Here is a 23205-nt window from a genome sequence, read left to right on the forward strand (position 1 = left end):
CTTCGCGATGGCCTTCGGCCACCCTTGACAGGCCGTCCCGTCCCGGAAAGACAAGGACTGACGGGAAGCCCCCAAAAGAACGGTCCACTGGTTCCCAACCTTCACTTATGGGCATCAGGGACCGGCCCCTAGCCGACCGGGGGCGGGCACCACCCCACACGGGCCGGCAAGCAGGCCATTCCGGGCCGGGGGCGCCCAACCTGCACCAAACAGCGGCGGGAAGCCCATCCCGACCCACCTACGCGTCAGATCGCTACGCGCTTCTCATCTCTCGGCGTCCTGCGGCCGTCTGGGGCTGGACATAGGCCGCCCACGGTCGCGACGGACGTCTCCCTCACGCGGCAGCGGGCAGTCCCGTCCCCCCGTCCATCGCCCGCCACGTTGCTCTCTCACTCCCGCTGCCCGCAGGCGCCCACCGGCCGTCCCCAATTCGCCGTCTACGGCGGCTTATGAGCAGCCCATGGCGGGTGGATCGCCGCCAGATCACCTCAGCCGCGTAGCGATCCGTGGCGGCCTATTTCCAGCCCCAGACGGCCGTCGACGCTGAGAGATGAGAAGCGCGTAGCGATCTGACGCGTCTCGCGGTTCCTGATGGGCTTCTCGCCGCTGTTTGGTGCGGGTTGGGCTGCGCCCGGCCTGGAATGGCCTGCCTATCGGCCCGTGTGGGGGTGGTGCCTGCCCCCGGTCGGCTAGGGGCCGGTCCCTGATGCCCGCTGCCCGTGATCGTGAACCAGTGGACCGTTCTTTTGGGGGCTTCCCGTCAGTCCTTGTCTTTCCGGGACGGGACGGCCTGTCAAGGGTGGCCGAAGGCCATCGCGAAGCGACGCGACGAAGGAGCGCCCTTGACAGGGCGGCCCGGCACGGAAGGACAGTGGGACTGGCGGGAAACCCCCAAACCCTCCCTGATCGGCCCCAGCGGGAATCAGGCTCCCGCAGTACCCGAAGCCCCCGTCAGTGGCTTCGCATATGTTTTCGGGTGTGACGACGATCAGGATCATCGCCGGGGATGCGACAAGTCCGCAGGCCAAGGGGCCCAAGGTCATTGCGCATGTCTGCAATGACCTCGGGGGCTGGGGCAAGGGGTTCGTGGTTGCCGTTTCGCGGCGGTGGGCGGAGCCGGAGGCCGCGTACCGGGCCTGGCACCGGGGGCGCAGCGGGAACGACTTCGGGCTCGGGGCCGTGCAGTTGGTGCGGGTGCAGCCCGATGTGTGGGTGGCCAACATGGTCGGTCAGCGGGGGATGCGCACCGGGAGCGCGGGCCCGCCGATCCGGTACGACGCCGTCGCGCGCTGCCTCGCCGCGTTGGCCGATCACGCCGTCGAGTTGGGCGCCGGGGTCCACATGCCGCGCATCGGGTGCGGGCTCGCCGGGGGGAAGTGGTCACGCATCGAGCCGCTCATCACCGAGGCCCTGTGTGCGCGGGGCGTGGAGGTCACCGTCTACGACCACGCGTGAGGCGACGGGGCTGCGGCTGCCGCTCACGCTGCCGGCGCGGCAGAGCGCGGCAGAGCGCGGCAGAGCGCCGCAGACGGCGGCAGACGTCGGCAGACCGCGGCAGACGTCGGCAGACCGCGGCAGACCGCGGCAGACCGCGGCAGACCGCGGCAGACCGCGGCAGACCGCGGCAGACGGCGGCCGCGCCCCCCCTCGGCCGTGCGCGGAGCGGCCCGTGTCTCGCCACGCCGATGGATTTCGGAGGATCGATTCGCCCCTTCGGGGCCTCCTAGGGTCGTGCCCGCACTGCCCCACGGCCTTCCACGGCCCCATGCGAAAGGGATCCACCCCGCCATGAAGCTCCGCAACACCGCCGCCGCGGCCGTCGCCGCCTTCGCGCTGGTCCTGTCACTTCCCGCGTCGGCCCTCGCCGCCTCCGGCGACTTCCACTACAAGTACCGCGACGCGGACGGCGTGGAGCAGACCGGCACCCTGCATGACCCGGAGGGCGGCACGTGCATCAACCTCGACGAGGTCGGCTCCGACGACGTCGAACCCGGCTTCGCCCCGCACAATCAGACCGACTCCTGGGTGACCGTGTTCGTCGGGGCCGACTGCGACGGGCCCGACTGGCTGCTGCGGCCCAACGGCCGGCCCGCCACCGACCGCCTGCTGGTGCGCTCCGTCCGCTTCGACGGCTAGCGGTCCGACCAACCGTTTCTGCTTTCGATGATCACCATTGGGATCACGCGGGGCGCGGCGGCCGTCTGGTCGTCCTCGTAGGCCGGCCACAGGCCCGTCATCATGTCCCAGTACGTCTCCCGCTCCTCCGGCGTGGCCGTGCGCGCCCGGGCGCGCAGGACGGTGGCGCCGACCTGGACGCGGACCTCCGGGTCGGCGGCGAGGTTCTCGTACCAGGCCGGGTGCCGGGGGGCGCCGTAGGCGGCGGCCACGACGATCAGGCGGTCCGCGTCCTCGCCGTAGATCAGCGGGGTGCGGACCGTCCGGCCGGTGGCGCGGTCGATCGTGGTGAGCAGCAGGGTGGGCACCCCGTGCCACAGGTGGCCGTCGGCGCCCGCCGTGCTGACGTAGGCGCGGACGTGGTCGAGCTGCGGGCCGGAGCGTGGGTCCGTGGGGTGGTCCCAGTCGACATCGAGAGCTTGCATTCACCTGTCCTTAGGGTCGTGGTCCCCGGACCGCTAACGAGACTTCACCAAGTCTGGATGCGGTCCGGCCCGGCCGCACCCCCGGTGGCCCCGCCACGCAGACGACCCCGGCCCGAGGGGCGACCTCGGGCCGGGGCGTCAGCAGTCGGCGCCGTCGGCGGCGCGCACGCGCGCGCACCCAGGAGCGGGTGAGCGGGTGAGCGGGTGAGCGGGCGGGCAGGCGAGATGCGCGTACGGAGCGTTACGGGAGGTAGCGCTCGATGACCTGGGGGCCTTCCTTCTCGATGAGCTGGCGCGCCTTCTCGATCCGCTCCGGAGTCGGGTCGTGGCCGGTCGCCATCACGAGGTCCTCGGGGTCGTACGGCCGCTCCCCGCCCGTGAAGAGCCGGTCCGACCGTGTGGGCTGCTGGTCCGATTCACTGTCCATCGCGTACCTCCTGCGGTGTTCCCCGGTGTTCCCTGGCCCCATCCTCCGGCGGCAGCTCCATGAACGCACCTTGACCCGAACGGCCGAGGCCCCGGCGGGCCCGGCGGGCCCCGCCGCCCGGTCAGGCCGCGATCGTCGCCGCCGCACCGAGGGCCACCAGCAGGCCGCAGATCCCCAGGTTCACGGCCTTGTGCTCCCAGAACACCGCGACGAATTCGCGGATGGTGGCGGTCGGCCAGAAGTACCGGGCGGTCGGCGAGCCCAGTACCTGCCCGTTCACTCCGGCCTTGCGGGCCATCATCGCGGCGCGGAAGGCGTGGAAGTCGTTGGTGACCACCACGCACCGGTAGCCGGGGTCGTCCGCCAGCATCAGCTCCCGGGAGAGCCGCATGTTCTCCTCCGTCGTCCGCGACTGCTCCTCCAGCCGGACGTGCTCCGCCGGCACCCCGCCCACCCCGGTCAGCCAGTCCGCCATCGCGCGCGCCTCGGAGACCCGCTCGTCCGAGCCCTTGCCGCCGGAGACCAGCAGCACCGGCGGCCGGCTGCCCCGGGCCAGCTGGGCCGCGTAGATCTCCTGCCCCTTGCGCAGCCGCGAGGCCAGCAGCGGCGGGACCTGGTCGCCGCCGACCAGGCCGGAGCCCAGCATCACCACGTGGTCGACATCGCCGCGCACTTTGATCCGCCCGTACAGGAAGGCGTACCCGAGGAAGCACAGGAAGATGAAGGAGACGTAGGCGACGACCAGGGTGAGGGTCGCCGCGATGCCGTGCGCGACCGTGGAGCCGTACCGGCCCACGAGCAGCAGCAGCGTGATCATCCCGAAGATGCCGAGCCCGGCCGCCAGCGACAGCAGGTTGGGCGGGCGGGCGCCCTCCTTGCGGACCATCGTCAGGCCGTTGGCGACGAGGAAGACGCCGAGCGCCAGGATGCCGAGGGTGGGGACGGCGAAGACGAGCACGATCACCGGCATGGCCAGCCAGCGGGGCAGCTGCGGCACCTGGAGGAGCAGGGCGAAGGAGGAGGTGATGAAGGTCAGGCCGAACAGCACCGCGTTGAGGAAGCGCCGACGGTCCCGTCGGGCGCTGACGCAGAAGGCGAGGAAGAACAGCGCGGCGAGGGCGAAGGCGACCATCGGTTCATCCTATGTGTGCGCACGTCAATGCCCTTGTCGTGACTCGGTCATGCCTGCGGTCATGCCTGCGGTCATGCCTGCGGTCATGCCTGCGGTCATGCCCGCGGTCGTGGTCCGGTCATGCCCTGGTCGTCGCGGTCGGGGTGCGGCGTACCGAGCGTCCCGCCAGGACGTCCGTGCGGCGCCCGTCCCGCATCACGAAGCGGCCGTCGATCAACACGTGCGGAATGCCGGCGGGAAGCGCGCGCGGCTTCTCGTACGTGGACCCGGCGGCGACCGTGTCCGGATCGAAGAGGACCAGGTCGGCCCGGTGCCCGACGCGGACCAGCCCCCGGTCGGGCAGGCGCAGCCGGGCCGCCGGGCGGCCGGCCAGGTGCGCGACGCACTCCTCGAGGGAGAGCACGCCGAGCTCGCGGACGTAGTGGCCGAGGTAGTGCGGGAAGGTGCCGTGGGCCCGCGGGTGCGGCTTCGCGCCCTGGAGGATGCCGTCGGAGCCGCCGGTGTGGACGCGGTGGCGCATGATCGCCCGGACGTTCTCCTCGTGCCCCACGTGCTGGAGCACCGACGGCGCGAGCCGGTCGCCGATCAGCAGCCGCCGGGCGGTGTTCCAGCCGTCCAGGCGTGTGCCGACGTACGGGGCGAAGGCGGGGTCGGCGGTGCCGGCGATCTCGATCGTCGACCAGTCGACGGGGACACCGTGACAGCCGTCGGCCCCCGTCACCTCCAGCGCGTACCGGATCCGCTCGGCCTCGGCGTCGTCGCGCAGCCGGGCCAGGACCGCCTCCGGGCCGCCCTCGTTCGCCCAGCTCGGCAGCAGGGCGACCAGCGTGGTGCAGCCGGGGGTGTACGGGTAGCTGTCGAGGGTGACGTCGCAGCCGTCGGCCAGGGCCGCGTCGAGCAGGGCGAGCAGCTCGGGGGCCCGGCCCCGGTTCTCGCCGAAGTTCATGGTGGCGTGCGCGAGGTGCAGGGCGCAGCCGGCCTCGCGGGTGAGGGCGACCATCTCGGCGTAGGCGGCGAGGGCGCCTCGGCCGTACGAGCGGTGGTGCGGGCAGTAGTAGCCGCCGTACCGGGCCACCACGCGGCACAGCTCGGTCAGTTCGGCGCCGGAGGCGTACATGCCGGGGGTGTAGGTCAGCCCCGAGGACATGCCGACGGCGCCCTGGGCCAGGCCCTCGGCGACCAGCTGCCGCATCCGGTCCAGCTCGGCCCCGGTCGCCGGGCGGTCGTCCCAGCCCACGGCGTAGGCGCGGACGGTGCCCTGGGGGACGAGGTAGGCGGCGTTGACCGCGCAGCCCCGGCCGCCGTGGGCGCGGTCGAGGCGGTCCAGGTAGCCGCCGACCGTGCGCCAGTCGAAGTCGATGTCGTCCCCCGGGCCGTTCCAGCCCGCGATGGCGGCCCGGACCCCGGCCAGGGTGCGCTCGTCGGCCGGGGCGTACGAGAGGCCGTCCTGGCCCAGCACTTCGAGGGTCACGCCCTGGGCGGCCTTCGCGCTGTGGTCCGGGTCGCGGAGCAGCGCGAGGTCGCTGTGGGCGTGCATGTCGACGAAGCCGGGGGCGAGGGCCAGGCCGTGGGCGTCGAGGGTCCTGCGCCCGCCGGGGAGCCTGCCGATCTCGGTGATCCGGCCCTCGTGCACGCCGACGTCGGCGGTGTACGAGGGCCCGCCCGTGCCGTCGACGACGCGGGCCCCGCGGATGACCAGGTCCACGCCCCGGGCCTAGAAGAAGGTGCGGACGTAGTCGCTGACCGTGCCGTCGGACTCCACCACCGGGATCAGCGGCCACTTCTCGAAGATGGTGCAGGGGTGGGACATGCCGAGGGCCACCCAGTCGCCGACCTGGACGTCGTCGGGGGAGTCGGTCTCCAGCCAGGCGTGCTGGTCGGAGAGCTTGACCACGCGGACGCCGGCGGCGGGCCGCTCCTCGCCGGTGAGGGCGTCGCGGACCAGTTCGGCGGTGGGGAGGCCGAGGTCGTAGGCGATGTCGCGCTTGCCCGCGTTCACGAAGGCCTGGGCGGGGGAGGGCCGCGAGACGACCTGCGTCCAGAGCCGGAACGCGGGGCGCAGGCCGCCCTCTTCGGGGTGGCGGTTGAAGGGGGTGAGGCGGGTGTACCAGCCGTGGTCGTGGGAGACGTACGCGCCGGAGCGGAGCAGCTTGAGGGTGGGGTGCGAGAGCTCGGGCATCTCGGCGAACACGTCGGCGACGGCGTCGAACCAGGCGGAGCCGCCGGCGCTGACGATGATCTCCTCGAGGTCCGGGTACGCGTCGAACCGGCCGGCCTTGTCGAACTCGACGGCGAGGCCGGTGAGGCGGCGCAGGTACGCGTGGACGCGGTCCGGGTCGGCGTCGGGGACCTCGGCCTCGTAGCCGGCGATGCCGACGAGGCGGAGGGTGGCGGCGTCGGCGACGGCGTCGGCCACGGCACGGCAGTCCTCGTCGCTGCGGGCGCCGGTGCGGGCGCCCTCGCCGGCGCCGAGCTCGACGACGACGTCGATGACGGCGGGCGCGTCGCGCAGGGCGCGGTCCATGAGGTGGACGCCGCGCACGGAGTCGACGTAGCAGACGAAGCGGAAGCCGGGGTCCGCGGCGACCTCGGCGGCGACCCAGCGCAGGGCGGCGGGATCGACGAGCTCGTTGGCGAGGAAGATGCGCTGGATGCCGAAGGCGCGGTAGACGCGGGCCTGGTGGGGGACGGCGGCCGTGATGCCCCACGCGCCGTGGTCCAGCTGGCGGCGGAAGAGCTGCGGGGCCATGCAGGTCTTGCCGTGCGGGGCGAAGGCGAGGTCGTGGCGGGCGGCGTACGTGCCGAGGGCGGTGAGGTTGTGCTCCAGCGCGTCCGCGTCGAGGGTCAGGACGGGGGTGGTGAACCCGCCGGTGTGCAGGTCGCGGCGCTGTGCGGTGAGTTGGCCGACGGTGAGGCCGGCGGTGTGGGCGTCCGGGGGGAGACCCTTGAACCGGTGGTCGACGGGTTCGTCGGCGAGGTTCTTGACGGGGTCGCTGGCCATGGGTTGCCCTCCCGGAGTTGCGCTGTCTGCAACGGTCGTTGCGTATGCCGCTGCATGCTGTCTAACATCCCGGGTGACGGTGGGTCAACGTGCGGCGCCGGGGGGTCGGGGCGGAGCCCGGCACCGGCGCAGCCGGGGGTCGCCGTGGCCGTACGAGAGGACGAGGGATGAGCCAGTCCGTGGAGCGGGCGCTCGGAATCCTGCCGCTGCTGGCCAAGGGGCCGGCCGGCCTCGGCGAGGTCGCCGGCGAGATCGGCGTGCACAAGAGCACCGCGCTGCGCCTGCTGCGCACCCTGCACGAGCGCGGCTTCGTGTACCGGCAGGCCGACGGCCGGTACCGGCTCGGCGCGCAGCTGTTCGCGCTCGCCGCCGAGGCCGTCGAGAACCTCGACGTACGGGAGATCGCGCACCCCCACCTGCGCGCGCTGAACAAGGCCACCGGGCACACCGTCCACCTCGCCCTCCTCCAGGACGACGAGGTCGTGTACGTCGACAAGGTGGAGAGCCGCTACCCGGTCCGCATGTACTCCCGCATCGGCAAGCCCGTGCCCCTCACCGTCGCCGCCGTCGCGAAGCTGCTCGTCGCCGACCTGCCGGAGGCCGAGCGCAGGAGCCTCGCGGAGCGGATCGACTATCCGCGCTACACCGCCCGCTCCACCCCCGACGCCGCCGCCTTCCTGCGCGAGCTGGACCTGGTGCGGGCGCAGGGCTGGGCCGCCGACCTCGGGGGGCACGAGGAGTCCGTCAACTGCCTCGGCGCACCCGTGTACGGGCCCGACGGGCGGGTCGTCGCCGCGCTGTCCGTCTCCGCGCCCAGTGTGGTCGTCACGGCCGACGGGCTCGTCGGACTGCTGCCGCTGGTGCGCGCCGCGGCCGAGGCCGTCAGCCGGGACTACTCAGGATCGCCGGAACAGGTGCAGGAACCCGGACCGGAACAGGTGCGGGCACAGGTACAGGTACAGGTACAGGAAGAGGACTCGTGAGCGAGAAGACCGCCATCACCCCCGACACCCACACCACCCCGCCCGCGCGCTTCTCGCACGGCGTGCGCAAGGGGAACATCCTCCAGGTCGCCGGGCAGGTCGGCTTCCTCCCGCACGTCGAGGGGCAGCCGCCCACCCCCGCCGGGCCGACGCTGCGCGAGCAGACCCTCCAGACGCTGGAGAACGTCCGCTCGGTGCTGGAGGCGGGCGGCGGCGGCTGGGACGACGTGATGATGATCCGCGTCTACCTCACCGACACCGCGCACTTCGCCGAGATGAACGAGCTGTACAACACGTACTTCGAGGAGCAGGGCCTCAAGGAGGCCCCGGCGGCCCGCACCACCGTGTACGTGGGCCTGCCGGCCGGGCTGCTCATCGAGATCGACGCCCTGGCCGTCCTCGGCTGAGCACGCGGAGGGGCGCCCCCCTGGCGGTGGGGCGCCCCGGCTCGTGCCGTGCGGGGGATCAGGCGGTGCAGTACTGGGCTTCCTTGCCGATCGAGCGGTACATGCAGTCCGCGTTCTCCAGCAGCTGGAGCACCGCGTCCTTGTTGCGGGCGGTCTCGCGGTCGATCACCTCGTCGGGCGGGTAGAAGCCGCCGCCGCCCGAGCTCGCCGGGTACATCTCGAAGGTGTAGGAGAAGATCTTCTGGTTCCCCCACAGCCAGTCGTCGATCGTGCCGTCCGTGATGTAGAGGTCGCTCGACTGCTCCGGGGTGTAGCCGTTGCTCGCCGCCATGCTGGTGCCGATCTTCTTGAAGACGGCGAGGTCGTCGGCGGTCAGGCCCGGCGCGGTGTCGTTGTAGGTGTACCCGAAGGGCCACAGCACCAGTTCGCTGTACGTGTGGAAGTCGATCGAGGCCTTGATCTGCTGCTTGCCGCCGACCACCCGGCTGCGCACGAAGTCCGAGACGGCCTTCACCTCGGGCGCCGACTCGGCGGCCGCGCCGCGGTAGGTCTCGGAGCTCTTGCTGCTGCTGGAGCCGCCGCAGCAGCCCCACTTGTAGTTCCAGTTCCGGTTCTCGTCCGTGCCGACGTACGAGGAGCCGGAGTTGGGCTGGCGGTTCTTGCGCCAGGACCGGTAGGACCCGGTGGCGATGTCGTACTCGCCGCCGTCCGGGTTGAGGTCCGGGATGATCCAGATCTCACGGCCGTTGACGGCGTTGGTGATCCGGGACTCGGTGCCGTACTTGGAGCCGAGCTCCTTGATCAGGTACAGGGCCATTTCCACGGTCAGGTGCTCGCGGGCGTGCTGGTGGTGGGTGAAGAGCACCTCGGGCTCGGCCTCGTCCGTCGCGACGTTGTCGCTGATCTTGATGGCGATGAGGTCCCGGCCCTGGTACGACTTCCCGATCACCCGCTTGCTCATGATCCCGGGGTACTGGGCGAGGCGCTGGTCGATCTCCGCGTTGGCCTCGGCGTAGTTGTGGTAGCGCGAGTCCGCCGACGGGAAGTCCATCGGGCCCGCCGCGATCCCCGGCAGGGAGCGGTCCGGCGGGCCGGGCAGCGCGGTGAGCTGGTAGCCCAGTGAGCGCAGGTTCTTGGCCTGCATGGTGTCGGCGCTGACCACGACCGTGTGGTCGTCCACCTCGTCGATCGACACGCCCGTGCGGAGCAGGGCGGTGCGGTCGGTCGCCGTGGCGGGGCCGTGGATCCGGTACTGGACGATGGCCTCGTCCTGGGTGGCGGTGGAGGGGGTGGGCGGTGGCGAGGCCGTCGCGCTCATGCCGTAGGCGGGTGCGCCCAAAGCGAGCGCCAGCAGGGCCGCCGTGACGGCGGCCCTCCGGCGGTAGTGGAGCCGCATGCGTTCTCCTGGGTGGGGAGTGTGGGGGTAGCCGTGCGGACGCGCACAGCGTGCTCTCGTGGCATGTCCAGGTCAAGACCGCACCGTGTCCGCCGACCTGAACCGGCCACCCCCACACCTACCGCCTAGGGGAGGCTGTGGACCTTGGGACCCACCGCGTTGGACCAGGCACTACCCGCCTTGGCGTCCCAGTTCGTCGACCAGGTCATCGCACCGCGCAGGCCGGGGTAGGTCTTGGAGGGCTTGAAGGACCCGCAGCTCGTGCCCCGGGTCAGGCAGTCCAGGGCGTTGTTGACGACGGTCGGGGAGACGTAGCCGCTGCCCGCCCCGCTCGGCGAGGCCGGGACACCGATGCCCACCTGGGAGGGGTCGAGGCCGCCCTCCAGCTGGATGCAGGCGAGGGCGGTGAGGAAGTCCACCGAGCCCTGCGAGTAGACCTTGCCGTCGCAGCCGTTCATCGAGCCGCTGTTGTAGTACTGCATGTTGACGACGGTCAGGATGTCCTTGATGTTGAGCGCCGTCTTGAAGTAGCCGCCCTGCGTGGACTGCATGTCGATGGTCTGCGGGGCCATGGTGATGACGAGCGAGGGGCCCGCCTTCGCCGACAGGGCGCGCAGGGCCTGCGTCATGTAGGTCGGGTTGAGGCCGTTCTCCAGGTCGATGTCGATGCCGGAGAAGCCGTACTCCTGCATCAGCGCGTACGCCGAGTTCGCGAGGTTGGCCGCGGAGGCGGAGTCGTTGACCGTGATGGTCCCCTTCTCGCCGCCGATGGAGAGGATCACCGACTTGCCGGCCGCCTTCTTCGCGGCGATGTCCGACTTGAACTGGGCGACCGTGTAGCCGCCGAGTCCGGCGGAGTCGAGGTTGAAGGCGATGGCGCCCGGCGTGGCCGTGGCGTCGGCGAAGGAGACGGCGATGATGTCGTACTGCGCGGAGACGTCGGAGATCTTCTGGACGGTCGCGCCGTTGTTGAAGTTCTGCCAATAGCCCGTCAGCGCGTGCCGGGGGACGGCCGGATTCGGGTTCGGGTCCCCGCCTCCGGTGGTGGTGCCGGTGACGGCCGCGGACTTGGGGCCCTCGCCGGCCGCGTTGTACGCGCTGACCTGGAACGCGTACGAGGTGGAGGCCGCGAGCCCGGTGATCTGGGCGCTCGCCGAGGACACCGTACGGACGCGGACGCCGTCCTGATACACGTAATAGCCGGTGGCCCCGCTGACCGCGTTCCACGAAAGGGTGAGTCCGCTCGAGCTCTGTCCGGAAACAGCGGTACCGGACGGGGCGCCGGGTATGGAGGGGCCGGGGTCCGTGCCGCCCCCGCCGTCCGGGCCGAAGACGCTGAACTCGTCGACGAAGTAGGCCGGCTGGCCGTACCAGCCGTGGGTGTAGACGGTGACCTGGGTGGTGCCGGGGCCGGTGGTGAAGGTGGTGGAGAGCTTCTGCCAGCCCGAACCCGAGCCGGGGGTCCAGGTGGAGACGTCCTGGGTGCCGGTCCCGGTCGCGCCGAGGTAGACGTAGCTGCCCTGGACCTGGGTGCTCAGCGTGTATGTGGAGTTCGGCTTGACCGTGACGGTCTGGCTGCAGCGGGCGTTGTCGGACCCGGCCGGCGTGGCCTTGAGGGCGCCGGCGCCGGCGTGGACCGGCGAGGAGACGGAAGCGCCGCTTCCGCCGGAACAGGACCAGTTGGCGAGCCCGGACTCGAAGCCGCCGTTGCGGGCGACGTTGACGTCCGCGGCGTGCGCGGTGCCGGTGGCGAAGGCGGTGAGGCCGCCCGCGGTGAGGGCGGCGGCGGCCAGCAGGGCGAGGGAGCGTATGCGGTTCACGTGGGCTCCGGTGGGGGGAGGAAGGGGATGAGGAGAGCGCGGGGCAGGTGGGGGCGCCCCGGAAAAGGCCTGGCGGAGCCAAGTTGGTCCAGACCAATCCCCATGTCAAGAGTCTTTGCAATGTGGCTGGAAATGCTCGATCGTCCGATCCCTGTTGTCCGGGTTTCCCGCCACCTGTGACCTGTGCGCGCAGCACGGGAATTTCCAAGCCCCTGCCCTGCCAGCGGTGACGCGGTTATGGTGCTGAGGCAAGGGGGGAAGGGCGTCGATCGTTTGCGGTCGCGCAGGGTGTGCGTGTGTGCGGCGGCTCCGCGAACGGCCGTGGCACACGGGGTGAACGGGGGGATTCGCGTGCCGACCGCCATCGCTGTCACCAGCGCCGATCTGGTCCTTCCGGCCCCTGACCGGCACACGCCCGGGGCCGCCGTACTGCCGCCGCCCGAGGAACTCGACCTCGCGGGCGCGCTCGCCCAGACCAGCGCCCTGCTGGAACGCCACGGCCATCTCGTGGCCGTCGTACCCGACTGGCTGCCGCGGGCCACCGTCCAGCGGCTGCACACCGTACGCGCCATCCTCGAAACCGACCGGATCGCGCTCCTCGGCGTCGATCTGCCGCCGCTGGGCACGGCTCTGCTGGTACGTCAGCTCCGCCAGCTCAGCGTCTGCGACTTCAGCCCCGGAGTCATCGCCTCCGCGGCCCGGCTGCTGTCCCACTACATCTACGCGGGCGCCCTGCTGGGCTCGGTCGCCAAACTCGACCGGGTCCCGGTCGGGCTCAAGGCCCACGCCCGGTCCTGGTCGCCGAGCGCGCAGTTCGCCGTACTCGCCCATCCGACGCCGCACCTGGCCAGGCTGGGCGGCGCCGGGGGCTCGGGGCGTGCGGGTGGTGCGGGTGGTGCGGGTGGTTCCGGCGGCGCGGGCGGTCCCGGCGGTTCTTCCCGCCCCGGCGGGGTGCACGGGGGCGGGGCCGGGCTGCCCGCCGGGCCCGAGTTCGCCACCCACCTCACCTTCGCCCGCGGCCAGCTCGCCTCCGACTGGGTCGCGGCCGAACTCGGCCCGGCCTGGCAGGTGCACGGCGTCATGGAGAACCCGCTGCCCGCCGCGTCGCCCGCCTGGTGGGGCACGCAGAAGCTGGTGGAGTTCGCCGCCGGCATCCCGGACCTCTCCGTCCTCTACCAGCTGGTCGGCTCGGTCCGCCGCGAGGAATGCCGCTGGTGCGGCTTCGAACTCATCGGCGACCGCTGCGGATTCTGCGCCGCGCCGCTGAACGCACCGCCACCGCCGGCCGCACCGGCGAGCACCGCCCGCTCCAGACCCTGACCGATCCGGCCCGACGAACGAACGAAGAACGGCGAGGTAGTACGGACCATGAACTCACGCCAGCGCCGCGGCGTCATTCTGCTGCTCCTGTCGGTCCTGTGCGCCCTGGGGGCCTTCGCCGGAGTCCTCGTGGTGATCGGCGACGTCAACTCCAAGGTCGGGTCGGAGGTCGTCGCGTACCGCGTCAAGGGTGACATCGCCCCGTACAGCCCGCTCTCGGCCGGGCAGTTCGAGGAGGTCTCGGTGCCCGAGCGGTGGCTGTCGGAGACCGCCGTCACCGACCTCGGCGCACTCAAGGACAAGATCGCGCTGACCACCCTGAAGAAGGGCTCCCTGCTCCAGGCGGACATGTTCGTGGACCGGCCCCAGCTCCAGCCCGGTGAGCAGGAGATCGCCATCATGATCGACGCGGCGACGGGCGTGGCCGGCAAGATCACCTCCGGTGCCAAGGTCAACATCATCGCCACCTTCAAGGGCGCCAAGGACACCGACCCCTCTCGCTCGGTGATCATCGTCGCCAACGCCCGGGTGCTGGGCGTCGGCAAGCTCACCGCCCTCGACAAGGAGACCGACCGCAAGGGCCCGGCCGAGGCCGTCCCCATCACCTTCGCCCTGAACACCAAGGACACCCAGCGCGTCGCGTACGCCGAGTCCTTCGCGGAGCACGTCCGCCTGGCCCTGGTGGCCCCCGGCACCGACTCGGCCCCGAGCCCGGGCGACCGTACATACACCCTCGACGGGGACAAGTGAGGCGGCCCGGATGACCACCCGAATCCTCCCCGCGGCCGGCGACCCGGACGCCGCGCGCGCCCTGGTGACCCTGCTCAGCCAGCTCCCGGACTCCGAGCCGGCCGTCCCGGTCCCCGACTCCACCACCCTGCTGGACACCCTGGGCCGGCTCGCCGCCGAGTCGATCGACGAACTCCCCGAGGTCGTCCTCGTCCACGAGCGCATCGGCCCGGCGCCCGTCCTGGAACTCATCCGGGAGGTGGCCCTGCGCTTCCCGGCCGTCGGCGTCGTCCTGATCACCTCCGACGCCGGGCCGGCCCTCTTCTCCGCCGCCATGGACTCGGGCGCGCGGGGCCTGATCGGCCTTCCGCTCACCTACGAGGAGCTCGCGGCCCGCGTCCAGGCCGCCGCCCAGTGGTCCGTGGGCGTACGCCGCCACCTCGGGCGGGGCGCGGTGGAGACCCCCTCCGGGCCGGGCGGGCGGGTGGTCACCGTCACCGGCGCCAAGGGCGGTGTGGGCACCACCTTCACCGCCGTGCAGTTCGCGCTGGCCGCGGCCGCCTCGGGGCGGCGTACCGCACTGGTCGACATGGACCTCCAGGCCGGCGACGTGGGCTCGTACCTCGACGTGCAGTTCCGGCGCTCGATCGCCGACCTCGCCGGGATCCAGGACATCTCCCCGCGGGTCCTGCAGGACGCGGTGTACGACGACCGCACGGGCGTGGCCCTGCTGCTGGCCCCGGCGGACGGGGAACGCGGCGAGGAGGTCGACGAACGGGCCGCCCGGCTCGTCATCGCCGCCCTGCGCGCCCGCTACGAACTCGTCGTCATCGACTGCGGGACCCAGGTGACCGGCGCGAACGCCGCCGCGGTGGAGTCGGCCGACGTGGCGGTGCTGGTCACCACCCCGGACGTGGTCGCGGTGCGGGCGGCGAAGCGGATGGTCCGGATGTGGGAACGGCTCCAGGTGCGCAAGGCGGAGGACACCGCCATGGTCGTCAACCGCTGGACCAAGCACACGGAGATACAGCCCGCGCTGATCGAGAAGATCACCAAGACCCGGGCCACCCGCACCCCGGTCCCGGCGGCCTTCAAGGAGCTCCAGGCGGTGGTGGACGCGGGCCGGGTCCAGGACCTGGACAACCGCTCCACGGTCAAGCAGGCCCTGTGGGCCCTGGCGGGGGAGCTGGGCCTGCTGTCGGCCCCCGAAGCCCCGGGTCCGCAGCCGGCCGGCGCCTCCCTGGCGGTCCGCGCCGCGGGCCCGGTGGCCCGCCTGCGCCGCGGCCGGGAGGGCTGAGCCATGTCGCCGCGGAGAGGGGTGCGGGGCCGGGGGCGGGACCGGGGCCAGGTGGCGATCGAGTTCGTCGGCACGGTGCCGCTGATCCTGCTGCTCGTGGCGGCGGTGTGGGAGTGCGTCCTGATCGGCTACGCGTTCTCCCTGGCGGGCAACGCGGCGGACGAGGCGGCGCGGGCGGGGGCGGTGACGGGAAAGCGCGCGGACTGCGAGACGGCGGCGGCGGAGCACATCTCGGCCGCCTGGGCCATGCAGGCGGAATGCGGCCGCTCGGGCGACATCTACAAGGCGACGGTGACGCTCAAGATTCCCGTCTTCTACCCGGGGCTCAACTTCGGCTCGATCCACGGCACGGGCGGTGCGGCGATGGAGAAGGAGGAGTGACATGAACCGGGAGCGGAAGTGGCGCTCTGACCGGGGCCAAGTAGCCATCGAATACATCGGTTTCGTGCCGATCCTGCTGTTCGTCGCGCTCTGCGGGATCCAGCTGGGCTGGGTGGCGTACGCCGAGGAACAGGCGGACACGGCGGCCCGTACCGCCGCGCGCGTCCAGGCCCAGAAGGGCCAGGGGGGCGAGGCGGCGGGCCGGGCGGCGATCAGCGGGGGCCTGGCCTCCACCGCCGCCTTCGAGTGGTCCAACTCGGCCGACGCCATCAGTGTGAAGGTCACCCTCACCGCCAACTCCATCGTGCCCGGACTCGACGCGCACACGGCGTCGGCGACCGCCGTCATGCCCAACGACGACCCGAAGGGCCCCCGACCATGAGCCTGCGCTCCCGGGTCAACACCCCCGACGACCGCCACAGCCCGCGTGAGGACGGCCGCCTGGTCTCCTCGTACCGCGCCAAGCTGCTGGAGGAGATCGACCTCGCCGAGATGTCCGCCCTCGCGCCCGCCGAGCGCCGGGCGCGCCTGGAGCGCGTGCTGGGCCACATCATCAGCCGCGAAGGGCCCGTCCTCTCCACCGTCGAGCGCGCGCAGCTGATCCGCCGCGTCGTCGACGAGGCCCTCGGCCTCGGGGTGCTCGAACCGCTCCTGGAGGACCCGTCGATCTCCGAGATCATGGTCAACGGGCCCGACCAGATCTTCGTGGAGCGCTCCGGCCGCGTGGAGCAGCTCCCGCTGCGCTTCGCCTCGCACGAACAGCTGATGCAGACCATCGAGCGCATCGTCTCCACGGTCAACCGCCGGGTCGACGAGGCCAATCCGATGGTCGACGCCCGGCTGCCCAGCGGCGAGCGGGTCAACGTCATCATCCCGCCGCTCTCGCTGACCGGCGCCACCCTCACCATCCGCCGCTTCCCGCGGGCCTTCACCCTGCACGAGATGATCGCCCTCGGCTCGCTCGAGGAGCAGATGCTCCTGCTGCTGTCGGGGCTGGTCGCGGCGAAGATGAACCTGATCGTCTCGGGCGCCACCGGCACCGGCAAGACGACCCTCCTCAACGCCCTCTCCGGCCTGATCCCGGAGGGCGAGCGCATCATCACCATCGAGGACTCCGCCGAGCTCCAGCTGCAGCAGGCGCACGTCATCCGGCTCGAATCCCGGCCCGCGAACGTCGAGGGCAAGGGCCAGATCACCATCCGTGACCTCGTACGCAACTCCCTGCGCATGCGCCCCGACCGCATCATCGTCGGCGAGGTCCGCGGCGGCGAGACCCTCGACATGCTCCAGGCCATGTCCACCGGTCACGACGGGTCCCTGGCCACCGTGCACGCGAACAGTTCCGCCGACGCCCTGATGCGCCTGCAGACCCTCGCCTCCATGTCGGAGGTCGAGATCCCCTTCGAGGCGCTCCAGGACCAGATCAACAGCGCCGTCAACGTGATCGTGCAGCTCACCCGCTTCGGCGACGGCTCGCGCCGCATCACGGAGATATCCGTCCTCGAATCGCACGGCCGCGAGGCCTTCCGGATCACGACGGTCTGCCGCTTCGCGGCCCAGCCGATGGGGCCGGACTCCCGCGTCCACGGCTACTTCGAGTACTACCCGCTGCCCCGTTTCGTCGCGGAGCGCCTCTACATGAACAACCAGCCCGTCCCGCAGGCCTTCGGCGTGGCCCTGCCGGACGACGACCCCCTCACCGGACCTCTCACCACCCCCCGCGTCACCCGGACCGCCCTGTGAACCCACTCATCCTCCTCACCCTCGGCACCACGCTGCTGGCCTGCCTGTTCACGGTCCTCGGCGTCCACGCCTACGCGGCGGGCCGCGCCCAGCGCGCCGCGCTCATCGAACGGCTCTCGGCGACCGGGGGGCCGGCGGCCGCGGGCCGGCGGCGGCGCTTCGCCGGCGTCGACCGGCGGCTGCGGAAGACGACGCTGGGCCGGCGCATCGAGATCAAGCTCGCGGTGACCGGTCTCGACCTGACGGTCGGCGAGTTCTTCGTCTACATGTGCGCCGCGGTCGCCGGGACCTGGCTGGTCGCCGCGTCCTTCCTGGCCCCGTTCTTCGGCCCGGTGGCCGGCCTGATCGGCCTGTGGGCCGCGAACGCGTTCCTCAACTGGCAGCGGACGCGCCGCACCGAGCGGTTCATCAACCAGCTTCCCGACCTGGCCCGCATCCTCGCCAACGCCACCCAGGCCGGGCTGGCCCTGCGTACGGCCATCGGCATGGCGGCGGAGGAGCTGGAGGCCCCGGCGGGCGAGGAGCTCGCGCGCGTCGCCAACCGCCTCGCCGTCGGCCACTCCATCGAGGAGTCCCTCGGCGAACTGACGGAGCGCCTGCCCTCCCGGGAACTGGTCGTCCTGGTCTCCACCCTCGTCCTGTCGGCCCGCGCGGGCGGCACGATCGTGGAGAGCCTGCGCAACCTCACGGTGACCCTGGAGCAGCGCAAGGAGACCCGCCGGGAGATCCGTACCCAGCTGTCCCAGGTGACGGTGACGGCGTACCTGGTCCCGGCCATCGGCCTGGGCTCGCTGCTCCTGGTGGACATGATGATGCCGGGCGCGCTGGACCGCATGACGGGTGCCTTCGTGGGCCAGACGGCGGTGCTGGTCTCGCTCGGCCTCTTCGCCCTCGGCTTCATCCTCATCCGCCGCCTGTCCAAGATCGACGTGTGAGGGGGCTGCCGTCGTGATCGCTCTCCTCCTGGCCCTGGCCGTGGCGCTGTCCGTCCTCGGCGCCTTCCACGGGATCCGGCTCTACCGGGCCGACGTCAAACTGCCGACCGACCTCGCGCTGGCCCTGGAGGTCGGTGCCACGCGTACGACGGCCGTCGGCTCGCTGGTGGACCGGCTGGGCATCCGCTGGGCCCCGGCGGTCCTGCGGGCGATGGGACCGGGCCGGGTGGCCCGCAAGCGCCGCCAGATCGACATGGCGGGCAACCCGGCGGGCCTGACGATCGACCGCTACGCGGCGCGCCGCGCGGTGTACGGAGCCCTCGGGGCGCTGGGCGCCTTCTCGATGCTGATCAACGGCCAGCTCGTACCGGCCCTGCTGATGGTGGCCTTCGGCCTGTTCTGGATCGAGGTCGGGCTGTGGTCGGCGATCCGGGTCCGCCGCGACCACATCGAGCGGACCCTGCCGGACTTCCTGGACGTGCTCGCGGTGGTGGTGAGCGCGGGCCTCGGCTTCCGGCAGGCGCTGGAGCGGGTGGCGCACAAGTACGAGGGGCCGTGGGCGGACGAGATCCGGATCACCCTGCAGCAGATGGACATGGGCGTGAGCCGCCGCCAGGCCTTCGACGAGCTGCGCCGCCGCAACGACAGCGAACAGGTCGCGCAGTTCGTGACGGCCCTCCAGCAGGGCGAGGAACTGGGCTCCCCGATCGTGGACACCCTGATCGCGATCGCCGACGACATGCGGCGTACGGACGCCCAGAACGCCCGGCGTCGGGCGGCACGGGCCGTCCCCAAGGCCACGTTCGCCGTCACCATGTTCATGCTGCCGGGCACGCTGATCCTGCTGGTCTGCGGGTTCGTCTACGGGGCGAACGTGGACTTCGACGCGCTGTTCGGGGGTGGCTGAGCCGTGGCCGCCCGACTGAGCGTGCTGATCGCCGATGACAACCCGGTCATCAGGGCGGGGCTGGCGGCGATCCTGTGCGCGGCCGAGGACATCGAGGTCATAGCGGAGGCGTCGGACGGCCGCGAGGCCCTGAGCCTGACCCGCCGGCACGCCCCGGACGTGGTCCTGCTGGACGTCCGGATGCCGGGGGTGGACGGCATCTCGGCGCTGCCGCACCTCGTACAGCTGGCCCCCGTACTGATGCTGACGTACAGCCGGGAGTCCGAAGTCGTCCGCGAGACGCTGCTGCTGGGCGCCGGCGGCTACCTGGTCCACGGCGAGTTCACGGCGTCCGACCTGCTGCGCGCGGTCCGCGACGCCCCCGAGGGCCGCCCCCACTTCACCCCGACGGCGGCAAGCGCCCTTCTCTCCGAACTCCGGACCTCTTCGCAACAGCAACGAACTGTGGCACCCTCGTCTGAGCGGATGCACAACTCTGTTGTCTTCGGGCTGAGTTCGCGGGAGGTGGAGATCATGGACCTGATCGCGTCCGGGATGAACAACCAGCGGATCGCCGCCGCCTGCTTCATCAGCGAGAAGACGGTCAAGAACCACATCAACCGCATCTTCGCAAAGCTCCACAGCACCACGCGCAGCGAGGCCATAGCCCGCTGGCTGGGAACCGCCCGTCCAGGAGTGACCGGTCATGGGTAGACGGAGTGCGCAATGGGTCCGTATTTGGGCCCCGGGACCCTTGGTTACGACCGGTGACTCGCCGTACCGTCCGCAAACCAGCAGTGGCACCGGCCCGGGAGGGAACTTTCATGTTGCAGAACACCCTGGCGAGGATGCGGAAGCGGTACGCGGGGAGAGGTGCGGCGGATCGCGGCCAGACGGCGTTCGAGTATCTGGGGATCATCCTGGTGGTCGTGGTGATCATCGGGGCGATCGTGGGTACGGGCATCGGCCAGAACATCACCACCAAGATCAAGGATCAGATCACAGGTATCACCGCGGGCAAATGATCGCACGCAGGTTCGGTGATCGGGGGCAGGCTTTCCCCATCTACATTGTGGTGGTGGCGGGTCTGCTCTTCGCCGCGCTCGCATTCTTTGTTGTCGGGATGGCTGGCACCACACGCAGCAATGCGCAGGGTGCTGCTGATGCTGCAGCACTGGCCGCCGCGCGTGATGCCAGGGATAGAGTTTTCGTGGGGCTCGACCTGGGCGCTCTCAAGCCGAGTGATTGGGAGGCGATCCTTGATGTCGAGCGCCTCGATGTAACCGGAGCCTGCATTACGGCGGAGCGCTTTGCAGCTCTGAACGACGCCACGGCGGAGTGCGAGGAGGCTCTACCGCGCTTCACCGTCAATGTGAAGACGACCGGCGCGGTTGGGGATTCGGTGGTCCCTGGGAGTGGCGAGACCTACGGATTCGCCAAGGCAACGGCCGTGATCGAGTCACGCTGCTCACTGGGTGCCGTTGTGACCCCTTCCTCACCTCCTCTCCCCCCGCCAAGCCCGACTGCTACCCCTGGTGGGCAGCCGAATCCGGGCTCCGTCAACTTCGTGTGCAAGGGCGTCGAGCCCATCAAACTTGACCTCTTGAACCCCGGCCCGTTGCCCCAGCTGGCGAGGAAGCTCTTCAGCGTGCGACTGGTCGTCTGACAGCGAATATCAAAGTGAGGAAGCGGCGTAGATGAGCATGCGGCACTTGGTGAAGGTCCGCGGGGGAGCGGCCGTTGCGATTACGGCCGCTTTGGCCCTCACGCTGGCCGGATGTGGGGGCGGCGACGACAAGAAGCCGGCACAGCCTCAAAAATCGTCCACGCCACAGGCTGGTGGGGGTGCCTCGGCCCCTGCGCCGAGCAGTAGTCAGACTGCAGAGCCTACCCAGGTGCTCGCGACGGTTAACGGGGAGAGCGGCATCGTCATGGTGATCAACTCTGTAGCTCGTGATGCCGGAGGCTTCGTCACAGTCAATGGGCAGATCAAAAACTCTGGCGACAAGGACTTCAACGGTACTGCCGCCTGGCGGGGCAACGAGTTGACTGGCGGAGGCGAGTCAGTAGCCGGAGCGACTTTGGTAGACCGAGTGGGGAAGAAGAGGTACTACGTACTGCGCGACACAGAAGGCCGGTGCCTGTGCACCACGGGAGTCTCCCTTGTAAAGGCAGGCGGCAGCATTCCCTTCTTCGCACAGTTTCCGGCTCCGCCCGCCGACAAGTCTGAAGTCGACTTCACACTTCCCACCTTTGCCACGGCGACCATCAAGATCTCCGGGTGACCCCATGACGAAACACCACCGAACCGCCGCCGTCACCGCTGTAGCGGGACTCGTCATCGCCGGTGCACACTTCGTCGGCGCGACCACCGCCCACGCCGACGAAGTCAAACCGTCCGTACCCCCCGGCGCAGAGCCATCCGCCTCCGCCCCCGTCCCCATCGACTCCGCCTCCCCCGGCCTGAAGATCCCTCAGGGCGGCACCCTCGCCCCCGCCAAGGTGCTCGACATCGCCGAGGTCGTCGAAGACCTCGGCGGGGAGCAGCGCCGCCAGGAGACCAACCAGACGGTCATGATGGCGCTGCAGTCCGAGGTCCTCTTCCCCGAGGACAGCGCCGTCTTCAACGCCCAGGCCGCCGCCCGGATACAAGCCATCGCGGCCGAGATCAACACGCAGAAGGCGACCCGCGTCCGCGTCTTCGGCTTCACCGACGACCAGGGCAGCTACGAACACGGCAAGGAGCTCTCCAAGAAGCGCGCTGACGCCGTCCAGGCCGAGCTGGCCAAGACCGTCGCCAACCCCGGCGTCGTCTTCGACGTCCGCGGTTACAGCGAGGACTACCCCATCGCCGACAACGGCACCGAAGAGGGCCGCAAGAAGAACCGCCGCGTCGAGATCACCTTCCCCCGTACCTCGGAAGGCTGAAGCCGACACGACACGCCCTGGCACTTCCGCTTCGCCGCCCTGCTGACGCTCCAGGACCAGAACGTGATGGGGCGTGGGATGGTCGGCTTCGGCCTGGCCGAGCTCGACTGGGGCGACACGCCGCAGGAGCGGGCCGCTGCCAAGGACTTCCTGCTGCGCGTCCTCGATCTGGCGCTCTCCCGCCACCGGTGGGAGGAGCTGACGTACGAGCCGCCCCGCGCCGAGGGGTACCTGCGCACGTACCGGGCGATGGTGGCGGAGTTCGACCCTGCGACCGCGAGGGCCGGCGCAGGCCGCCTGCCCGGGCCGGCCGAGGCCGCGATGGCCTCCTGCGTGCGCCACAGGGTGCTGGGCGCGCTGCCGTTCTGGGAGGCGTGCGTGTTCTGCACGGCCGGGGTCATCTGAGGTGCTCGTCCCGGCACCCGCGGTGTGTCATAGGTACGTCACAACTGACTCGTTGCTCGTTGCAGGAGCGATGTAGGTTGATCGAAGTAGGCATACTTAAGATCATCCAAACGTGCGGGGTGTGGGATGAAGTTCGACATGGGGACGCAGGTTCTGACGAACCTGATGTCGGGGTCGCGTGGCTCGAATACGGACCTGGGTTCGCTGATCAAGCAGCTGGTGGCCGCGGCGCAGCCGTTGGAGGGCAAGTTTCAGGGGCAGGGCAAGGTCGCGTTCGATTCGTTCAAGCTGCGTGCGGATGGCATCGCGAAGGAGCTGAACGCTTCGCTGGCGGCGATCCTGGGCGGTCAGTCGGGCATGGAGCAGGCGTTCGGGTCGGGTGACCAGGAGCAGGGTGAGAACGCGCGGCAGACGCAGGGTTCGGCGAACTTCGACGCGGCCCGCTTCCGCGGCCGCTAGGTCTTCTTCTTTACGTTCAACGTTCACGGGGAGTGTGGTTGTGGTGGCTGGTGGGACGGATCGTCGTGCGTATGACCTGGGTGCCTCGACGGAGGTGCAGGGCGGTATCAAGGCCGTGATCGGTCAGTTGGAGCAGGTGATCGCGGCGCGTGAGGCGCAGGTCGCGGCGGCGATGACGGACTTCGCAGCGGATGGTGTGGCGGATGACTACCACGCCAAGGAGCTGCGGTGGAAGAACGCGTCGCAGGAGGTCAAGAACATCATCCAGCTGTTGAACACGACGCTGGAGAAGAACGACGCGACGGCGCAGCAGACGCTGCAGCGGGCGAAGGCAGCGGTCGACAACATCGGCTGAT

General features: G+C 70.9%; 27 protein-coding genes. 20 read left to right on the forward strand and 7 right to left on the reverse strand.

Annotation, left to right across the window (positions count from 1 at the left end):
- Positions 1 to 978: 978 nt before the first annotated feature.
- Positions 979 to 1455, forward strand: coding sequence for a macro domain-containing protein (locus AB0D66_RS31085; RefSeq protein ID WP_362310553.1), 477 nt, complete (start codon positions 979 to 981; stop codon positions 1453 to 1455).
- Between the two features lie 333 nt (positions 1456 to 1788).
- Entirely contained in the window at positions 1789 to 2136 is a 348-nt protein-coding gene (locus AB0D66_RS31090; protein WP_362310554.1) for a hypothetical protein, read from the forward strand.
- On the opposite strand, the gene AB0D66_RS31095 is transcribed toward AB0D66_RS31090, so the two are convergent.
- From AB0D66_RS31095 to AB0D66_RS31115, 5 genes are all read right to left on the reverse strand, one after another.
- Positions 2133 to 2600, reverse strand: a complete 468-nt coding sequence (locus AB0D66_RS31095; RefSeq protein WP_362310555.1) for a nitroreductase/quinone reductase family protein — start codon at positions 2598 to 2600, stop codon at positions 2133 to 2135. The two genes, AB0D66_RS31090 and AB0D66_RS31095, sit on opposite strands and share 4 nt — an antisense overlap.
- 241 nt (positions 2601 to 2841) lie before the next feature.
- The gene (locus tag AB0D66_RS31100) at positions 2842 to 3027 is read right to left on the reverse strand and encodes a hypothetical protein (RefSeq protein ID WP_362310556.1); all 186 of its coding nucleotides are present in this window, start codon (positions 3025 to 3027) and stop codon (positions 2842 to 2844) included.
- 121 nt (positions 3028 to 3148) lie between these two features.
- Complete coding sequence (locus AB0D66_RS31105; protein WP_362310557.1) at positions 3149 to 4159, reverse strand: YdcF family protein; 1011 nt, start codon at positions 4157 to 4159, stop codon at positions 3149 to 3151.
- 118 nt (positions 4160 to 4277) lie between these two features.
- A complete protein-coding gene (locus AB0D66_RS31110) occupies positions 4278 to 5864 on the reverse strand; it encodes a D-aminoacylase (protein ID WP_362310558.1) in 1587 nt (528 codons plus the stop codon).
- A gap of 9 nt (positions 5865 to 5873) precedes the next feature.
- Entirely contained in the window at positions 5874 to 7160 is a 1287-nt protein-coding gene (locus AB0D66_RS31115; protein WP_362310559.1) for an amino acid deaminase, read from the reverse strand.
- A 167-nt stretch (positions 7161 to 7327) separates the two neighbouring features.
- Here AB0D66_RS31115 and AB0D66_RS31120 point away from each other — a divergent pair, with 167 nt between their 5' ends.
- The gene (locus AB0D66_RS31120; protein ID WP_362310560.1) at positions 7328 to 8143 is read left to right on the forward strand and encodes an IclR family transcriptional regulator; all 816 of its coding nucleotides are present in this window, start codon (positions 7328 to 7330) and stop codon (positions 8141 to 8143) included.
- Complete coding sequence (locus tag AB0D66_RS31125; RefSeq protein WP_362310561.1) at positions 8140 to 8550, forward strand: RidA family protein; 411 nt, start codon at positions 8140 to 8142, stop codon at positions 8548 to 8550. The genes AB0D66_RS31120 and AB0D66_RS31125 overlap by 4 nt, the downstream gene beginning before the upstream one ends.
- Positions 8551 to 8608: 58 nt before the next feature.
- Here AB0D66_RS31125 and AB0D66_RS31130 read toward each other — a convergent pair whose 3' ends face one another.
- Positions 8609 to 9946: a M14 family metallopeptidase gene (locus AB0D66_RS31130; RefSeq protein WP_362310562.1), complete on the reverse strand. Its 1338-nt coding sequence runs from the start codon at positions 9944 to 9946 to the stop codon at positions 8609 to 8611.
- A 125-nt stretch (positions 9947 to 10071) separates the two neighbouring features.
- Positions 10072 to 11766: a glycosyl hydrolase family 18 protein gene (locus AB0D66_RS31135; RefSeq protein ID WP_362310563.1), complete on the reverse strand. Its 1695-nt coding sequence runs from the start codon at positions 11764 to 11766 to the stop codon at positions 10072 to 10074.
- A gap of 351 nt (positions 11767 to 12117) precedes the next feature.
- Between AB0D66_RS31135 and AB0D66_RS31140 the strand changes: the two genes are divergently transcribed.
- From AB0D66_RS31140 to AB0D66_RS31215, 16 genes are all read left to right on the forward strand, one after another.
- The gene (locus AB0D66_RS31140; RefSeq protein ID WP_362310564.1) at positions 12118 to 13086 is read left to right on the forward strand and encodes a hypothetical protein; all 969 of its coding nucleotides are present in this window, start codon (positions 12118 to 12120) and stop codon (positions 13084 to 13086) included.
- 48 nt (positions 13087 to 13134) lie between these two features.
- Positions 13135 to 13836 carry a Flp pilus assembly protein CpaB gene (cpaB, locus tag AB0D66_RS31145; RefSeq protein WP_362310565.1) on the forward strand — a complete coding sequence of 234 codons (702 nt, stop codon included), beginning with the start codon at positions 13135 to 13137 and terminating at the stop codon, positions 13834 to 13836.
- 10 nt (positions 13837 to 13846) lie between these two features.
- The gene (locus AB0D66_RS31150; RefSeq protein ID WP_362310566.1) at positions 13847 to 15112 is read left to right on the forward strand and encodes an AAA family ATPase; all 1266 of its coding nucleotides are present in this window, start codon (positions 13847 to 13849) and stop codon (positions 15110 to 15112) included.
- Between the two features lie 3 nt (positions 15113 to 15115).
- Positions 15116 to 15493 carry a TadE/TadG family type IV pilus assembly protein gene (locus tag AB0D66_RS31155; protein ID WP_362310567.1) on the forward strand — a complete coding sequence of 126 codons (378 nt, stop codon included), beginning with the start codon at positions 15116 to 15118 and terminating at the stop codon, positions 15491 to 15493.
- Between the two features lies 1 nt (position 15494).
- Positions 15495 to 15875: a TadE/TadG family type IV pilus assembly protein gene (locus AB0D66_RS31160; RefSeq protein ID WP_362310568.1), complete on the forward strand. Its 381-nt coding sequence runs from the start codon at positions 15495 to 15497 to the stop codon at positions 15873 to 15875.
- Positions 15872 to 17236 (forward strand): CpaF family protein, encoded by a 1365-nt coding sequence (locus AB0D66_RS31165; RefSeq protein WP_362310569.1) that lies wholly within the window; start codon positions 15872 to 15874, stop codon positions 17234 to 17236. The genes AB0D66_RS31160 and AB0D66_RS31165 overlap by 4 nt, the downstream gene beginning before the upstream one ends.
- Positions 17233 to 18171 carry a type II secretion system F family protein gene (locus tag AB0D66_RS31170; RefSeq protein ID WP_362310570.1) on the forward strand — a complete coding sequence of 313 codons (939 nt, stop codon included), beginning with the start codon at positions 17233 to 17235 and terminating at the stop codon, positions 18169 to 18171. Before AB0D66_RS31165 ends, AB0D66_RS31170 begins: the two co-directional genes overlap by 4 nt.
- Positions 18172 to 18187: 16 nt before the next feature.
- Positions 18188 to 19078: a DUF5936 domain-containing protein gene (locus tag AB0D66_RS31175; RefSeq protein WP_362310584.1), complete on the forward strand. Its 891-nt coding sequence runs from the start codon at positions 18188 to 18190 to the stop codon at positions 19076 to 19078.
- A gap of 3 nt (positions 19079 to 19081) precedes the next feature.
- Positions 19082 to 19771: a response regulator transcription factor gene (locus tag AB0D66_RS31180; protein ID WP_362310571.1), complete on the forward strand. Its 690-nt coding sequence runs from the start codon at positions 19082 to 19084 to the stop codon at positions 19769 to 19771.
- Positions 19772 to 19881: 110 nt separating this feature from the next.
- Positions 19882 to 20082 (forward strand): hypothetical protein, encoded by a 201-nt coding sequence (locus tag AB0D66_RS31185; RefSeq protein WP_362310572.1) that lies wholly within the window; start codon positions 19882 to 19884, stop codon positions 20080 to 20082.
- Positions 20079 to 20723, forward strand: a complete 645-nt coding sequence (locus AB0D66_RS31190; protein WP_362310573.1) for a pilus assembly protein TadG-related protein — start codon at positions 20079 to 20081, stop codon at positions 20721 to 20723. Before AB0D66_RS31185 ends, AB0D66_RS31190 begins: the two co-directional genes overlap by 4 nt.
- A gap of 229 nt (positions 20724 to 20952) precedes the next feature.
- Entirely contained in the window at positions 20953 to 21342 is a 390-nt protein-coding gene (locus AB0D66_RS31195) for a hypothetical protein (protein WP_362310574.1), read from the forward strand.
- Between the two features lie 4 nt (positions 21343 to 21346).
- Positions 21347 to 21985 (forward strand): OmpA family protein, encoded by a 639-nt coding sequence (locus tag AB0D66_RS31200; protein WP_362310575.1) that lies wholly within the window; start codon positions 21347 to 21349, stop codon positions 21983 to 21985.
- A 66-nt stretch (positions 21986 to 22051) separates the two neighbouring features.
- Positions 22052 to 22390, forward strand: a complete 339-nt coding sequence (locus tag AB0D66_RS31205; RefSeq protein WP_362310576.1) for a hypothetical protein — start codon at positions 22052 to 22054, stop codon at positions 22388 to 22390.
- Positions 22391 to 22516: 126 nt separating this feature from the next.
- Positions 22517 to 22849 (forward strand): hypothetical protein, encoded by a 333-nt coding sequence (locus tag AB0D66_RS31210; RefSeq protein WP_362307490.1) that lies wholly within the window; start codon positions 22517 to 22519, stop codon positions 22847 to 22849.
- Positions 22850 to 22892: 43 nt separating this feature from the next.
- Positions 22893 to 23204: a pore-forming ESAT-6 family protein gene (locus AB0D66_RS31215; RefSeq protein ID WP_361759939.1), complete on the forward strand. Its 312-nt coding sequence runs from the start codon at positions 22893 to 22895 to the stop codon at positions 23202 to 23204.
- Position 23205: the final 1 nt, after the last annotated feature.

This window comes from Streptomyces sp. NPDC048270 (genome assembly GCF_040652335.1).
Taxonomy (GTDB): Bacteria; Actinomycetota; Actinomycetes; order Streptomycetales; family Streptomycetaceae; genus Streptomyces.